The sequence below is a fragment of the uncultured Lactobacillus sp. genome, assembly GCF_944327175.1.
Lineage (GTDB): Bacteria > Bacillota > Bacilli > Lactobacillales > Lactobacillaceae > Lactobacillus.
The window spans coordinates 1-15724 of sequence record NZ_CALVGT010000032.1 but is presented as its reverse complement, the minus strand read 5'-3'; the positions used below and the strand labels follow the sequence as shown (position 1 = coordinate 15724).

General features: G+C 49.1%; 11 protein-coding genes. 5 read left to right on the top strand and 6 right to left on the bottom strand.

The features are described 5' to 3' along the window. Positions 1-36: 36 nt before the first annotated feature. The gene (locus Q0J41_RS04445) at positions 37-2313 is read right to left on the bottom strand and encodes an HAD-IC family P-type ATPase (protein ID WP_296226752.1); all 2277 of its coding nucleotides are present in this window, start codon (positions 2311-2313) and stop codon (positions 37-39) included. A 173-nt stretch (positions 2314-2486) separates the two neighbouring features. Between Q0J41_RS04445 and Q0J41_RS04440 the strand changes: the two genes are divergently transcribed. Continuing rightward, entirely contained in the window at positions 2487-3338 is an 852-nt protein-coding gene (locus Q0J41_RS04440; protein WP_296226750.1) for a LysR family transcriptional regulator, read from the top strand. Positions 3339-3407: 69 nt separating this feature from the next. On the opposite strand, the gene Q0J41_RS04435 is transcribed toward Q0J41_RS04440, so the two are convergent. From Q0J41_RS04435 to eno, 3 genes are all read right to left on the bottom strand, one after another. Then, positions 3408-4910 carry an ABC transporter substrate-binding protein/permease gene (locus tag Q0J41_RS04435; RefSeq protein ID WP_296226748.1) on the bottom strand — a complete coding sequence of 501 codons (1503 nt, stop codon included), beginning with the start codon at positions 4908-4910 and terminating at the stop codon, positions 3408-3410. Positions 4911-4934: 24 nt separating this feature from the next. Beyond that, a complete protein-coding gene (locus Q0J41_RS04430; protein ID WP_296226746.1) occupies positions 4935-5675 on the bottom strand; it encodes an amino acid ABC transporter ATP-binding protein in 741 nt (246 codons plus the stop codon). An 810-nt stretch (positions 5676-6485) separates the two neighbouring features. After that, positions 6486-7772, bottom strand: a complete 1287-nt coding sequence (gene eno / locus Q0J41_RS04425; protein ID WP_296226744.1) for a phosphopyruvate hydratase — start codon at positions 7770-7772, stop codon at positions 6486-6488. A 303-nt stretch (positions 7773-8075) separates the two neighbouring features. On the opposite strand from eno, the gene Q0J41_RS04420 reads away from it, so the two are divergent. Then, a complete protein-coding gene (locus tag Q0J41_RS04420) occupies positions 8076-8912 on the top strand; it encodes a DegV family protein (RefSeq protein WP_296226742.1) in 837 nt (278 codons plus the stop codon). Positions 8913-8980: 68 nt separating this feature from the next. On the opposite strand, the gene Q0J41_RS04415 is transcribed toward Q0J41_RS04420, so the two are convergent. After that, positions 8981-9568 (bottom strand): phosphatase PAP2 family protein, encoded by a 588-nt coding sequence (locus Q0J41_RS04415; protein WP_296226740.1) that lies wholly within the window; start codon positions 9566-9568, stop codon positions 8981-8983. 272 nt (positions 9569-9840) lie between these two features. Here Q0J41_RS04415 and Q0J41_RS04410 point away from each other — a divergent pair, with 272 nt between their 5' ends. Then, on the top strand, positions 9841-10638 hold the full coding sequence (locus Q0J41_RS04410; RefSeq protein ID WP_366937239.1) for a hypothetical protein: 798 nt from the start codon (positions 9841-9843) through the stop codon (positions 10636-10638). Between the two features lie 69 nt (positions 10639-10707). Here Q0J41_RS04410 and Q0J41_RS04405 read toward each other — a convergent pair whose 3' ends face one another. Beyond that, complete coding sequence (locus tag Q0J41_RS04405; protein ID WP_296226736.1) at positions 10708-11610, bottom strand: LysR family transcriptional regulator; 903 nt, start codon at positions 11608-11610, stop codon at positions 10708-10710. Positions 11611-12009: 399 nt separating this feature from the next. Between Q0J41_RS04405 and Q0J41_RS04400 the strand changes: the two genes are divergently transcribed. Together Q0J41_RS04400 and Q0J41_RS04395 are read left to right on the top strand one after the other, a co-directional pair. Next, positions 12010-13752, top strand: a complete 1743-nt coding sequence (locus Q0J41_RS04400; protein ID WP_296226734.1) for an ABC transporter ATP-binding protein — start codon at positions 12010-12012, stop codon at positions 13750-13752. Further along, a complete protein-coding gene (locus tag Q0J41_RS04395) occupies positions 13749-15521 on the top strand; it encodes an ABC transporter ATP-binding protein (protein WP_296226731.1) in 1773 nt (590 codons plus the stop codon). The genes Q0J41_RS04400 and Q0J41_RS04395 overlap by 4 nt, the downstream gene beginning before the upstream one ends. The last annotated feature ends 203 nt before the right edge of the window (positions 15522-15724 follow it).

Here is a 15724-nt window from a genome sequence, read left to right as displayed (position 1 = left end):
ACAGTAATAAGTATTTAGTAGATTATTCAGTTTGCCTTACTGGCCATTAGCCAGCTGGACCTTTTTCATGACCGGCTGGTAGACCAGATCGATCAATACGGCAGCCAGGAAGGCTACGGCCAAAGAGGTCAAGAGCTCCTTAATCCCGATGACCGGCATGGCGATGCCCAAAAGTGCTAAAAGGCAGGTCAAAAGGATATCGGTTATCTGGACAATGGCTACCGGCTTAGATGGGGCAGACTGCCAGAAGAAGCGCTTGGTCCGGGTGATCAAGACGATCATCATGGCGCTCATAACTAAGAAGACGTAGACCATGGTCCCAACTTGATCATGATTTACTCCGGCCTTTGTTAAGGCGGAGACGAAGGTAAAACCGATGATTGTCCAGGCTCCGGCCAAGGAGAAGGCAATTTTAGCCAGCTTGCCCATGTCCCAGTTCTCCGGCTTGTAAGTGATGTGAGTCTTGTCGGTCCCGATCATCATGGTGACCATGTTGTTCATGATCGTGTAGATGACCATTGCATTTAAGGCCATCGGCAGGTAGCCGAAAATAAGATAAGAGAAGGTCAAGAGCATGGTCAGTTCAGCCGTTCTGGCCAGTTTGGTCAAAGACCAGGTGGTCATCCGCTGGTAAACCCGGTGGCCGGCATCCAGGATCTTGACGATAGGGCTAAGGCCCTCATCCAAAAGGACCATCTTGCTGCTCTTTTTTGCCACGTCAGCGGCATTTGACACAGCGATGCCGACTTCAGCCTGCTTGAGGGCAGGGGAGTCGTTGACCCCGTCCCCGGTCATGCCGACGATATAGCCGGCCTTTTGGAAGTATTTCACCATGGCCAGTTTGTCTTCCGGCAAAACGTCGGCGATCCCGGCCAGGTCTTCAGCCTTTACGCCCTCTTTAAAGTCGCTGATGGAGATGACCTTGCCAGTCAAGCCAACTTCTTCAGCCACGCTGGCCGCGGTTTTCTGGTTGTCCCCGGTCAGCATGATCGGCTTGATTCCCCGCTTGACCAGTTCGGCCAGGGCAGCTTTTGAATCAGCTCTGACCTTGTCTTTAGTGATAAAAATCCCTGCCAAATGGTCATCGAGCAAAATCCCGACTGACCGGCCCAGGCTAAGGTCAACAGCCGCCATTTTTTCAGAAATAGCCGGGTCAATCTTGCTGAGCTGCTTGACTGAGCCTAGCTTGACATTATGGCCATCTCCTTGCCCTTCAGAATAGCCCTGGCTGGAAGTGAAGGGGATAAAAGCTTCTGCTTCTTTAACTGCTATCTTTTTCTCTTGCAGATAGTCCATTAAAGCCAGGTCAATCACGCTTTGGTTGCGTTGGTCGATGGCCAGGCTGGCCGAAGCCAGGACTTCTTCATCTGAGAGCTTTGAAAAATTAGCAAAAGAGGCAACAGCTGTCTTGTTTTCAGTAATAGTCCCGGTCTTGTCCAGTAAGAGCAGGTTCAGGTTGGCCGCGTCTTGAATCCCGGTCAAATCACTGGTCAAAACTCCTTCTTTAGACAGGCGGGTGGCCTCAAAGGAGTTGGAGAGGGCAAAAGTTGACGGCATGGCTACCGGAATAGAAGCGATGAACATCATGGCCAGGAAGGGCAGCATTTCCAAGACATTTTCGTCTCGGATGACAGCCGCGATCAAGAGGATGACGGTCAAAACCCCGTCCAAAAGGCAGAGGTAGTAGATAATCTTGGTCAAAAGCTGCTGCAAGTGGCCAGGTGCCGCGGACGTGTTAATCAAGTTGATGGTCTGCCCGTTTCTGGAATTGGTCCCGGTCGCGCTGACCCTGCCCAAGGCCTCGCCGTCCATGACGGTCGTGCCCGCGAAGGCGGTCGCCCCAGCTTTTTTATGGACATTCTTGGCTTCCCCGGTGATTGAAGATTCATCTAAGGTCAAGTCCCCGTCCAAAAGGTCAATGTCGGCTGCCAAAATGTCCCCTCTTTGCAGGTTGACGATATCGCCGACTACCAGGTATTTGGAGTCAATTTTTTGCCAGCGGTCATCTCTTAAAACAGCGACTACCGGGGTCAACTGCTGGGAAATTGAACTCAGAACCTTGCGGGACTTCTTCTTTTGCGTCGCCCCATTGTAGGCGGCAAAGAGCAGCATGAGCAAAACGAAGAGGGACTGAATCCACTTGCCCAGGGCACATTCCAAAAGAAGTGCTGCCTCCAGAATCCAGGCACTGAGATTCCAAAGCTTACCGGCAAATTCCTTCCAGAAGCTGAATTCCGGTTGCGGCACCTGGTTGAGTCCGTCTTTTTTTAAGCGCAGGTCAGCTTCGGCCTGCGTCAAGCCTTTTACTTTCATTCAAGCATCTCCTTGTAATTATTCTTCAGTCGTTACGTGTTACATATAGAAGTTATTTTTCTCACTATTCATTGTAGTCCCCGGGTTGATATAAATAAAATACTGTTTTATGATGTTAGATATCTAAAAAGTTGATATCTACTAAGCCCAAAGATCATTAAAGAGAGAAGAAAATGAATTTCAAGCAGCTCAATTACTTTTTAGTCGTAGCTGAAGAAGGGCAGATTACATCTGCGGCCAAGCGGCTCTTTGTCGGTCAGCCGGCCCTCAGCTACCAGCTAAAGCAATTAGAAGAGGAACTGGGGGCAAAACTTTTTGTCCGCCAGCCCTATGGAATTGAACTGACCGAAGCGGGAAAAAAACTGCGGGATTATGCCGGTCAGATTTTGACCTTAGCGAAAAACGCCCAAACGGAAATCACGGAGCTGGACCGGGGCGGGCGGGGAAGAGTCAAACTTGGCTCTGTCTCTTCTTCAATTGGCAAGCTTCCCTCCGCTAAATTGACGGCTTTTGCCCGCCAACATCCCGGCGTCTCCTTTGACATCTACGAAGACAACACCTTCGGTATCCTGGACAAGCTGCAGGGCAACCTGCTGGACCTGGCCATCGTCCGCACCCCCTACAACCGGGTCAACTTGCATTTTGTCGACATCAGCGATGAGCCGATGACCGCTGTTACCTGCCAGGACTTTTTTTCTGGTAAAGAAAAGGTAGGATTGCAAGATCTGGCTGGCCAGCCCCTGGTCATCTACCGCCGCTTTGAGGACATGTTCAAGGAAGCCTTCGCGGAAACAGGCTTGACTCCAAATTTCGTGGTCAAGTGCGATGATTCCAGAACCGCCATCCGCTGGAGTGACTCCGGCCTGGGGATTGCCCTGGTGCCGGAATCAATTGCCAGAACTTACGCCAAAGGCCGCATTTATCCGGTTGATTTAGCCAAGTGGCGGACCCGCCTGCAGCTGGTTTGGCGTAAAGACCGGGTAGTTACCCCACTTATGGCGCAGATTATCTCCCTCTATAATTAATATCAAAGCAAAACAAAAACTGGAAGCCAATACATGGTTTCCAGTTTCTTTTGTTTCTATTTTTTGTCTTTATGCCCGGCTTGAAGTCAGGTTCATCCGCCGTTCAAAGTAGTTGAGCAGGCGGGTCAAGATAAAGGTGACCACGAAGTAGATGCACATGGTGATAAAAAGCGGCATGACCCCGCGGTAGGTCGCGGTTTGGACCAGGCCGGTCTCGTACATCAATTCCCCGACCCCGATGACGGAGACCAGGGAGCTGTCCTTAGTCAAGGTAATGAATTCATTGCCCAGGGCTGGCCAGATATTCTTCAAGGCTTGCGGGAAGACCACGTAGCGGTAGGTCTTGGCCTGGCTGAGGCCCAAGGACCGGGCAGCTTCAGTTTGCCCCTTGTCTACGGAATTGATCCCGGACCGGATGTCTTCAGCCACGTAAGCCCCGGAGTTAAGGCCGATAGCGATGATCCCGGCGGCCAGGGCCGGCATATTCTTGATCAGCATCCCGACCCCGAAGTAGACAAACATGATCTGAACCATCTGCGGGGTGCCCCGGAGAAATTCAATGTAGCAAACGGCGATGGCGTGCAAAAGCTTGTTTTTAGACAGACGCATCAAGGCAAAGATGACACCCAGAATCAAACCAATCGTGACGGAGCAAATCGTAATGATCATGGTGTAGCCCAGGCCAGTCGCGAAGTAGCTGGCGTACTTGCTCATGGAGTTGTTGGTCTTGCTAGAGGCCTGTTTCATGGCTTTGGCAGCGGCAGGGATGTACTTCTTGTTAAACAGGTCTTGCTTTTGGCAGTTGTTGATGGTCTTGTTGATGGCCTTGACCAGATCGCCTTGCCCCTTGGCTACACCGACAGCATTGCCCATCTGGGCCTGGCTGAGGCTGGACTTGACCAGGGACAGGGAAGTGTCGTTAGTGGCGTAAGTCTTGGCATTCAGTTCACCCAATAAAACGGCGTCAACTTTGCCGGATTTAAGGGCCATGAGCAGGTTGTTGATCTTGGCCAGGCCCTTGAACTTGATTCCGCTCTTAGCAGCGTTCTTCTTCAAGGAAGTGTATTGCAGGGACCCGGTCTGGGCACCAACCGTCTTACCCTTGAAGGAAGCGGTGCTGGTGTATTTGGCCTTGTTGGTCTTATTGATGACAAAGTAGTCGGACTTTTCAGCGTAGTAGATCTTGGAGAAGTCAATGCTCTTCTTCCGTTCTGCTGTTGGGGTCATCCCGGAAATGATGACGTCGATCTTGCCAGTTTCCAGGGCAACCAGGAGGGAGTCAAAGTCCATGTTCTTGATTTCCAGCTTGACCCCCAGGTCCTTGGCGATCTGCTTGGCCAGTTCAACATCGACGCCGACATACTTGTTTTTGCCGTTGACGTTCTTGGTAAATTCCAATGGCGGGTAGTCAGCGGATATGCCGACAACTAATTTGCCGGACTTCTTGATCTTCTTCATGACCGTGCCGCTGGCCACTTTCTTGCTGCTGGCGGCATCAACTGCTGGAATTGCCGCGGTAAAGAGCCCAGCCAAGAGGAGGAGGGCGGTCATAATTTTAATAAGTTTCTTCATCTTGCTTTATTCTTCCTTTGCTAGCTAGGCTTCCAAAATTTTTGCTAAAAAGTCCTTGGCCCGATCACTTTGCGGGTGGTCGAATACCTGGTCGGGGCTGCCCTGTTCCAAGAGATAACCGTCGGCCATGAACCAGACTTCATCAGCTACTTTTCTCGCGAAGCCCATTTCGTGGGTGACCACAACCATGGTCATCCCAGTTTGGGCTAAATCCTGCATGGTCTTTAAGACTTCCCCGACCATTTCCGGGTCCAAGGCACTGGTCGGTTCGTCAAAAAGCATCATGTCCGGCTGCATGGCTAGCGCCCGGGCAATGGCGACACGCTGCTGCTGGCCGCCGGACAGGCTGGCCGGGGTGTGGTCAGCAAAGTCATCCAGGCCAACTTTTGCCAGGAGTTCATGGGCCAATTTGTCAGCTTCCTGGTCACTCATTCCCTTGACCTTCATTGGCGCCAGCTTGACGTTTTCAATGACGGACATGTTAGGGAAGAGGTTGAAGCTTTGGAAGACCATGCCCATCTTCTCCCGGAGCTGGTCCAATTCTTCTTCTTTAAGGTCGGTCAGTTCCGTTCCTTCAAAAATGACCTGGCCGCTGGTTGGCTTTTCCAGTAAGTTCAGACAACGCAAAAAAGTACTCTTCCCGGAACCAGATGGTCCGATAACCGTAATTACCTTGCCTTTTTCAATGGCGGCGTTGACGTCCTTTAGGACTTCTTTTTCACCGTAGTTCTTCTTTAAGTGCTTAACCTCGATGATCTTGTTCATGTGCGATCCTTTTCTATGATCTAAGGCAAAGCTGACTCTGGCAAGCTGTTTGGCTAATTAGAAAGAGTACTTTTAAATTCTGTAATAAAGTTAATAAGATTAAAAAGATCATATAAGCATATTACTGGATAAAAGAGTGACTGATTAGACAGACAAGTCGCTAGGCAGCAGTGCCTAATTAACGATGTTTGCGAATTGGCTGCTAAAGCTTCATCAAAGAGATGATCTTTAGCTTTGTCTGTTGCTCCTAGTCCTCATGGTAATTTGCTCCAATCTGTTTAAGAAAAAATAAAAAATAAGAAATTTTCTTAGCTCTTTTATTAGTCTTTAATTTTAGACTAAATCTTAGTAAAATACAAGAGGAAAAACAATTTTCATAAAAATTTGGCAAAAAGAGTGTAAAACTATTCTTTATTTATTATTTATGCATTTCACGTTAAAAAATAGACAAAATTTGGTCCAAGACTTAAGATTCTAACAAGGAGACCGACAAATTCCTTTTATCACTATTGACGCTTCTTCCATCAAGTTATATGACCAAAGCTATGCCTTGTTTAACTGGAACAAGAAAGAAGACGTGACAGCTGCTTTGAAGAAGGCGACCAAGCTGGCAAGGCAGGGATTACCAAGAAGGCCAACCCAAACGCCAAGAAGGTAGTCAAGCAGCTCTTAAAAGGGCAACTGGATGGTAAAAAGTTAGTAATTCAAACCGCTTCCAGCAAATAGACAAGAGTAGACATTAAAAAAGGGCACAAAAAAAGAGTTTGCCGAAGCAAACTCTTTTAGTTGAGGCTAATTTAAATAACTAAATTAGTCCAAGTCAACGTTGTCTGGGAAGAAGTCGAGACGTTCGCCGTCACCGAGTTGTTCTTCGATTCTCAGCAATTGGTTGTACTTTTCAACACGTTCTGAACGAGCTGGGGCACCAGTCTTCAGTTGGCCACCGTTAGTAGCAACAGCGAAGTCAGCGATGAAGGTGTCACCAGTTTCACCTGAACGGTGAGAAATCATGGTGTTGTAACCGTTCTTGCGTGAAAGACGGATAGTTTCCAAAGTTTCGGTTACAGTACCGATTTGGTTCAGCTTGATCAATGAAGCGTTACCTGCGCCTTCCTTGATAGCCTTGTTCAACAGCTTAGGGTTGGTGCAGATGAAGTCGTCAAGAACGATTTGCAGACGGTCCTTGTGGCTTTGAGTGAACTTAACCATACCTTCAGTGTCGTTTTCGTCGTATGGGTCTTCCATTGAGATCAATTCTGGGAATTCTGCGAGCAACTTGTCGTAGTATTCTGCCAATTGGTCACCGTCAAGAACCTTGCCTTCCAGGTGGTACTTGCCGTCTTCCTTGTTGAAGTAGTATGAAGCAGCACAGTCGCAGGCGATAGCGATGTCTTCACCTGGAACGTAACCAGCACGTTCGATGGCTTCGTGCAAAGCCTTCAAAGCTTCTTCTGAGTCCTTCATGTTAGGAGCGAAACCACCTTCGTCACCCAAGCCAGTTTCGTAACCCTTTTCTTCCAAAACCTTCTTCAAGGTGTGGTAAGTGTTAACGATCTTTTCGAAGCCGTCACGGAATGAAGTCTTCTTAACTGGAGTGATCATGAATTCTTGGATGTCGATGCCGTTGTCAGCGTGTTCACCACCGTTGATAACGTTGTGGAAAGTTTGAGGCATTGACAAGTCAGTACCGCCAAGGTAACGGTAAAGAGGTTGGTGGGTAGCCTTAGCAGCTGCTACAGCAGTAGCCATTGAAGTACCCAAGATAGCGTTAGCGCCCAACTTACCCTTGTTTGGAGTACCGTCAAGTTCGATCATAGCCTTGTCGATAGCTGGTTGGTTGAATGGGTCTGCGCCTTGCAGTTCGTTGTTGATGGCAGTGTTAACGTTGTTAACAGCCTTCATAACACCCTTGCCGCCCAAACGTGAGCCACCGTCACGCAATTCAACAGCTTCGTTTTCACCAGTTGAAGCACCAGATGGAACTTCAGCGCGGCCAACTACGCCGTTTGACAAAGTAACTTCAACTTCAACAGTTGGGTTACCACGTGAGTCAAAGATTTCTCTAGCATGAACGTTTTCAATAACAACCTTGGTCATTAAAAAATCCTCCTTAAAATACGCTGGCGGAGGAATTCTCCGACAGCAAGAGCATTCGCTCTGTAATTATTTACAAGTTCATTATAGTATAAGCTTGTGAATCCGTAAACAGCTAGTTTGTTGAAAACGATTCCGAAAACCGTTTTTTTACAAATTTTACTCTTTGCTAAAAAAGTTTAGCAAAATTACAGGCCTGTAAGCGGTTAGTGAAAAAATCCCCCAGTCTGGCAAAAACTGTTAAAATAGATTTAGAAACAGGCAAGGCAGAAGATGCCGTAAACAAAGTAGAATCGGGATAATATTATGGAAAACGTGAGACTGATAGTTGATTCAAGCGCCAATACTTTGAGTGATCCAAGCCGCGGCCTTGAGGTCGTGCCACTGACTTTGACCATCGGCCAGGAAAATTGGCTGGATGACGAGCAGCTGGACATGGGCGCTTTTTTAGATAAAATGGAGGCCAGCCAGGAAGCAGGCAAGACGGCTGCGCCAAGCATCCAGCGCTGGCTGGACAGTCTGGAAGGCTGCGAGAAGGCTGTGATCGTGACGATTACCAGCGGCTTGTCGGGGACCTACTCTTCCGCCTTGCAGGCCAGAGACATCTATTTAGAGACCCACCCGCATGCCCAGATCGTGGTCGTTGACTCTCGGTCAGCAGGCCCGGAACTGGAAGTAATCTTGGAAGGAATCGAAAGTATTCTTAAAGACGACAATCTCCGCTTCGCTGACCTGGAAGCCAAAATTGCCGACTACCGGACCAAGACCCACCTGGTTTTCGTCCTCCAGTCCCTGCGAAACCTGTCTTTAAACGGCCGGGTGTCGCCAGCCGTGGCTAAAATTGCCGGGATGCTGAAGATTAATTTGATCGGAATGGCCAGCGTTGATGGCGACTTGCAGCCTTTGACCAAGGCCAGAGGGATGAAGAAGACCCTGCGGGAACTGGTCAAGCAGATGAAGGAGGAGAAGTACCAAGGTGGCCGGGTAGTGATCGACCACTGCGAAAATGAGGCTGATGCTGAGAAGCTGAAGGAATTGCTGCTAGCAGAATTTCCGGATGCTGACATTTCCATCCGGCCAATGCGGGGCCTGTGCTCTTTCTACGCGGAAAGAGGCGGTCTCATGGTCGGCTTTCACAACTAACAAGTAAAATTAAAAAGTCCAGGGTTCTGCCAATTAAGAACTCTGGACTTTTTTGTCTCTATCATTTCTCAATTCAAAAAGAGGGCCGCATAGATTGTCTGCACCACTGTAAAGCAGAAGACCGACAAGGCCACGGCACCGATTACATCTGAAGGGTAGTGGGCCCGGAGGTTAAGGCGGGAGATAACCACAAAAAGCCAGTAGACCAAAAGAATTACGGCAAAGAACTGGTCAAATTTCCGTCTGAGCAGGGCGTAAAGGATGAGGCACATGGTCGTTGCCCCCAAGACATGGCCGCTAGGAAAGCTGTAGCCTTCTTCTTCAGACAAGTGGGCATGCGGACGGCTCCGCTTGACCAGGTGCTTGACGATATAGCCTATCGCGTCGGTCACTCCTAAGGTCGCCAGGACCCAAAGGCCGAGCCGGTAATTATCTTCGTTTAAGAGCAGGCCGGCAATCAAGACGTCCCAGACAATGACCAACTTGGGCTCGTTGATGAAGGCGATGATCTTCCAAAAAATATTCTTCCGCGTCCGCACCAGTTTCTGGTGCAGTTTCCGGTCCAGGCGGTTGAAGGCTGGAGAATAGAGAATGTTGAGGATCAAGACCAGCAGGACCAGCCCTGAAATTGTCAGTGAGATAAGGTCGACTTGCAAATTTTCATTTTCCTTCTAGCAAAACTTGACTTGTCCGGTTAAAAGCAACCGGGCTTTTACGGAAAATATTCTACACGTCCCCAGCTGGAAAATCAACTAATGCCGAAAGCGCATACAAAGTTGATAAAAGTTGGACAAAGTTAATGAAACCGCTTGCTTTACAAGGACCTTTTTGTTAAATTAGACGAGGAGAAAAATAACAACATATAACCGATAAATAGTGTTAGGAGCTTGTTTAGGAGAAAATGAGAACGAGAAAGAAAATTCGCGATATGAATGTGGCGTTGGTTGACCGGCAGAATCTGCCTGCCTTGCTTGCTGGCGGGGAAATAGCCGCTCAGGACGACGAGGACTACCAGATAAACCAGAAGACGGTCGCGGCATACGACTTCCAGATGGACCTGCTTTTGGGTAAGTACAAGACGATCGTTTATGACGCCGATGCCGGCTGGGTCTTGCTTAAAAAGAAGACTTGCCGCCGCCTGGTTCATGAATTGAGAAAGAAGGAACCCGCCCATGAACTGACTATTAAAAAGCAGCTCTGCCGGCAGATTGGAATGTCGGACCAGTATGTGCAGTCCTTTGGCTCGCACGCCTATTTTTCTTTTTTCATTATGCGCCACAAGCCGCTTGACCTGGTGGGCCTGCACCAGATGAAGCTTTTTGAGTGCCTAGACAACCATGGCCTTTTTTTGACTTTAAACCGGCAGTACTGCTTCAGTCTGGAGATGCCCAGACAATCCGGCCGGGGCCAGCAGATTCTGCAAGACTGCATCACCCATAATGCTGCCTTTTTGCACCTGGCAAGTGCCCGGGCAGCCAGTTGGGGCTGCCAGCTGAAGCCCGTCAGCCGCAAGTCTCTTTTGAATGACCCGGCTTATATTAGGGAAAGCCGGCTGGAAGAGATCAAGGCCATGGATCCCCGGCAGATTTTAGAAGAAGCAGAGGACCATTACTTGAACTATTGCTCAGAAGAATTTCTAAAGGAATTCCGGGCCTGGAACTGGGGCAAGCAGGATATGCGGCAATTGATCAACTATTGCAACAAGTCCTTTAATGAAATCAAATAACTCAAGACTAAAGAACAGAAATGAAAAATGCTCATCAGACGATGAGCATTTTTGTGTATGATTATAATTTTAGCCCAGGTTCTGTGCCTTGAGCCAGTTCATCAAGTCCAAAACGTGTTCGTTGAGGACGTCCTTGCAAGTAAAGAAGGTCAAGTCTGAGCTGACCTTGACGTCCAGCGGAACCCGCTTTAGGCCGTTGACTTCGCAGTTGTCGTTATCAAGCGGGCCAGCGTAAGGCTGGATGGCCAGGCCCTGCTGGGTGTAGACCATCATGGTTTGGGCCACGACATTGTTGGCAAAGAAGATCCGGCTTTGCTTGCAGTTCTTTTCAATCCGGTCCTGCATCAAGGTGATCAGCGGTGATGAACATGAAAGGTCCAGGAAGACCAGATCCTTGCCGTCCAGGTCCTTTTCTGAGAGCAGGTCCTTTTCTGCCAGAGGGTGGTCATTTGGCACCAGGGTGCACCACTTCAACTTGCCAATCGTGTAGGCGGTGAAGTCCGGGTATTTCGGCATGGCTTCCAGAGTGGACAGAACAAGGTCCAGTTCATGGGAAGCCAGCTTTTCAAATAAAACCGGGCTGCTTTCAACGAAGAGTTCAATGTTGACGGTGTCCCGACTCCGGCGGAACTGGCGGATGAGGCCAGGCAGAATCAGCTGCTCGGCCAAAATCCCGATCAGGCCGACCTTCAAAGTGATTTGGCCTTCTGACATGGCGATCCGTTTGGCCTTTGAAACGGCGGTCCGGTAGTCATTCAATTCGCTTTTGATGCTGTTGTACAAAGACCGGCCAGCTGGGGTCAGCAGCATCTTGCGGCGGGAGCGGCTGAACAGCTGGTAGCCAAGTTGCTTCTCGATTGAGGATATGGCCAGGGAAACCGCTGGCTGGGACATGTTCATGTTTTGTGCAGTCTTGGTAAAGCTCTGCGTCTGCGCGGCGTTTACAAAGATCTCTAGGTGTTCGATTCTCACGGGTTTACTAAGCTCCTCATAATAAAAAGATTGAAATGTCAGATAGATTATGCTACGCGTATCAAACAGTTCTGATATAATAATATCTCAATTCCCCAAGAAATAAAAACGATTGTTATTAAAAAATCGCAACTTTCAAAAAATAATTTTTCTCCAACAATTTCTAATTTTAGTGCCTAAAAAGGCTGCCGGGAAATAGAAATAAAGCTATTTAGAATAAAAAAGTGTTTACTCTTGATATTATGACTAAACTTTATTGCTAATCCCGAAAGAAATCAAGTACTAAACACACAAAATTGATAGACTTAGAAATAATTTTAGAAAGTTCACACTGTTGATTTTAATAAGATTAAAGTATGATAGAGTCTTGAAGTATCAAAGAAATTAAGGAAGTGGCATATGAAATACGTCTTTAGCTATCTCAAAGACTATAAAAAAGAGAGCATTCTGGCCCCTCTGTTTAAGTTGCTAGAAGCTCTTTTTGACCTGTTCGTTCCCCTGGTCGTGGCCAGGATTATCGACTATGGAATTAAAGAAGGAAACAGGATTTATGTTTACCAGCAGACGAGTCTTCTGGTAATCTTGGCAATTTTGGGGATCAGCGCCAGCATCACGGCCCAGTGGTTTGCCGCCAAGGCCAGCGTGGGCCTGGCCAGCCAGCTGCGGCAGGCGGCATTTGACAAGGTGGAAAAGTTTAGTTTCGCCAACCTGGATCAATTGCCGCCAAGCACCTTGATTACTCGCTTAACAAGTGATATCAACCAGGTGCAGACCGGCTTCAACATGGCCCTGCGCCTTTTATTAAGAAGTCCCTTTATCGTCTTTGGCTCAATGATCGCGGCTTTCACGGTCAATGCTAAAGCGGCCTTGATCTTTGCCGTGGCGATTCCGCTTTTGGCCCTGGTTGTTTTTGGCATCATGTTGGTCAGCATCCCCCTTTACGGGAAGCTGCAGAAGCGGCTGGATGAAATCACCCGCCTTAGCAATGAAAACCTGGCCGGGGTCCGGGTTATCCGGGCCTTTAGGAAAGAAAGAGCTGCCGTGGCCAAATTTGATGAAAAGGTTTCCGCCATGACCAAGCTGAACGAGTTTGTCGGCCGCCTGTCAGCCACCATAAATCCGGTGACTTATGTCATGATCAATATCGCGGCGATTGTCTTGATTCAAGTTGGCGCCGTTCAAGTAAATAGCGGAGCAATGGTCCAAGGGCAAGTGGTGGCTCTTTACAACTACCTGGCCCAAATGATCGTGGAACTGATCAAGCTCGCCAGCTTGATTATTACCATCAACCGGGCCTGGGCCTGCGGTGACCGGGTTGGCCAGGTTCTGGCCACGGAAAACGACTTGACTTATCCTGAGGCAGGGCCAAAGGTCACAAACAGCCAGGTTGACTTTCAAAATGTTTTCTTTACGTACCCGGAAGCTGCCGCTCCAGCCGTTGCTGACCTGACTTTTACAATTAAGCCGGCTGCAACTATCGGCATTATCGGGGGGACGGGCAGCGGCAAGAGCACCCTCTCGAAGCTCTTGACCCGCTTTTATGACTGCGGGGAAGGGGAGATCAAGCTGGGCGGAGTTTCCATAAAAAAACTGACCCAAGAGCAGCTGCTGGACCAGTATGCCCTGGTGCCGCAAAAGGCCCAGCTTTTTGCCGGCAGCATCCGGGACAACCTGCTGATGGGCAGGCTGGACGCCAGCGATGATGACTTGTGGCGGGCTCTGGAATTGGCCCAAGCGAAAGAAGTAGTCTTGGGCAAGCCCGGCCAGCTGGACTTTCAGCTCGAGCAGGAAGGCAGAAACCTTTCCGGCGGGCAAAAGCAGCGTTTGACCATTGCCCGGGCCCTGGTTAAGCAGGCACCGCTTTTAATTTTAGATGATAGTGACAGTGCTCTTGACCTGGCAACGGGGGCGCGTCTGCGGCAGGCCCTGGCCAGCTTAAAGGACGTAACTAAGATCCTGGTTTCCCAGCGGGCTTCCAGCATCATGCAGGCTGACCAGATTCTGGTCTTAGACGATGGCAAGCTGGTGGCCAGCGGCAAGCACGAAGAGCTTTTGACAAATTGCCAGGTTTACCAGGAAATCTATTATTCCCAGTTCCCGAAGGAAAAAGAAGCGAAAGAAGATAAGGAGGAGAGCCGATGAAAAAGCAAGACAAGAAAATGGACAGCTGGCAGGCGATGAAGCAGCTTCTGCCAATTATCGGCCGCTACCGCCTTCTTTTGGTCATCAGCGTAATTTTGGCAGCAATTTCCGTCATCCTCCAGCTTTATGTGCCGATCATCTTTGGCCGGGCCATTGACCAGATCGTCGGCAGCGGCAAAGTTAACTTTCCGGCTATTGGCCAGGATCTGATCCAGATTTTAATCTTGGTGATTGTCTCAGCTGCTGCCACCTGGCTGATGGGCCTTATCAACAATAAACTGACCTACTGGACTGTCCAGGATATCCGGGAAAAGGCCATCCGGCAGCTGCAGCTTTTGCCCCTGTCATATCTAGACCAGCACCCAAGTGGGGATATCGTTTCCCGAATCATTGCCGACACCGACCAGCTTTCAGACGGGCTGCTTTTAGGCTTTTCCCAGCTTTTCTCCGGTCTGATCACTATTGTAGCTACTTTGATCTTCATGTTCAGCCAGTCGGTCGAAATTACCCTCCTGGTTTTGGTCTTGACTCCCTTGAGTTTCATTGTGGCCCGCTTTATTGCCAGCCGGTCTTACAAGATGTTCAGAAAGCAGAGCCAGACCCGGGGTGAGCAGACCAGCTTGATTGAGGAAATGGTGAGCGGGGTCAAGGTGGTTAAGGCTTTTGGCTATGAAAAAACTGCCTCAAGCCGTTTCGCTGAAATTAACCGCCGTCTCCAGGAATACAGCCAGCAGGCGACCTTTTATTCCAGTCTGACCAACCCGGCAACCCGCTTTATCAATTCCCTGATCTATGCCCTGGTTGCCCTGCTGGGTGCCTTGGCCATCATGGGCGGGCGACTTACTGTCGGCGGACTCAGCGTTTTGCTTAATTACTCTAACCAGTACATGAAGCCGTTTAACGACATCAGTTCGGTTATTACTGAGCTGCAAAACGCGGCTGCTTGCGCCGGTCGGGTCTTTGAACTGATCAATGAAGAGCCAGAAGTTGATCCGGTTGACTTGAATACGGCTGATGAAAAGCTGCCTGAAGTCAAGACTGATTCAGTTGTTTTTGACCATGTCAACTTTTCTTACCAGGCGGACAAGCCTTTGATCAGGGACTTTAACTTGACTGCCAAGCCGGGGATGCGGGTTGCCCTGGTCGGGCCGACCGGCTGCGGGAAGACGACCACCATCAACCTGCTTATGCGCTTTTATGACGTGGATTCTGGCGGAATCTACTTAGGCAGCACCAATATCAAGGACATGTCCCGCCATGCCTTGAGAAAAAATTTCGGCATGGTTTTGCAGGACACCTGGCTGGAAGAGGGGACAGTCCGGGATAACCTGGCTTACGGCAAGGAAGACGCGACGGATGAAGAAATCATTGAAGCCACGAAAGCTGCCCACAGCTGGGACTTTATCCGCCGCCTGCCCCAGGGCCTGGACACGCCCCTTTCCGCTGACAGCTTAAGCGCTGGGCAAAAGCAGCTACTCTGCATCACCAGGGTCATGCTGCTAGACCCGCCAATGCTGATTTTGGATGAAGCAACCAGCTCTATCGACACTCGGACGGAAATGCTGATTCAAGCTGCTTTTGACAAGTTGATGCAGGCCCGGACCAGCTTTGTCGTGGCCCACCGTTTGTCCACGGTCGTTAATGCTGACTTGATCCTGGTGATGAAGGACGGACAGATTATTGAACGCGGCAAGCACGCTGACCTTTTGGCCCGGGGCGGCTTTTACAGCCAGCTTTACCACAGCCAGTTCGCGAAATTGCCATCATAACTGAATGCTTTTTAATTTTCAACCGTTCTCTAAGTGAGAGCGGTTTTAATTTACTAAATAATTGTAAAAATATTATTTTCGCCGATTGTAAAATTAAACTGAACACTGTTCCGATCCAGTAAGAAAAATCGTTTTCACTGGATTAGAGCACAAAAAATCCATTTCAACCATCTGGTAGAATATGAATTACCACAAACATTTCT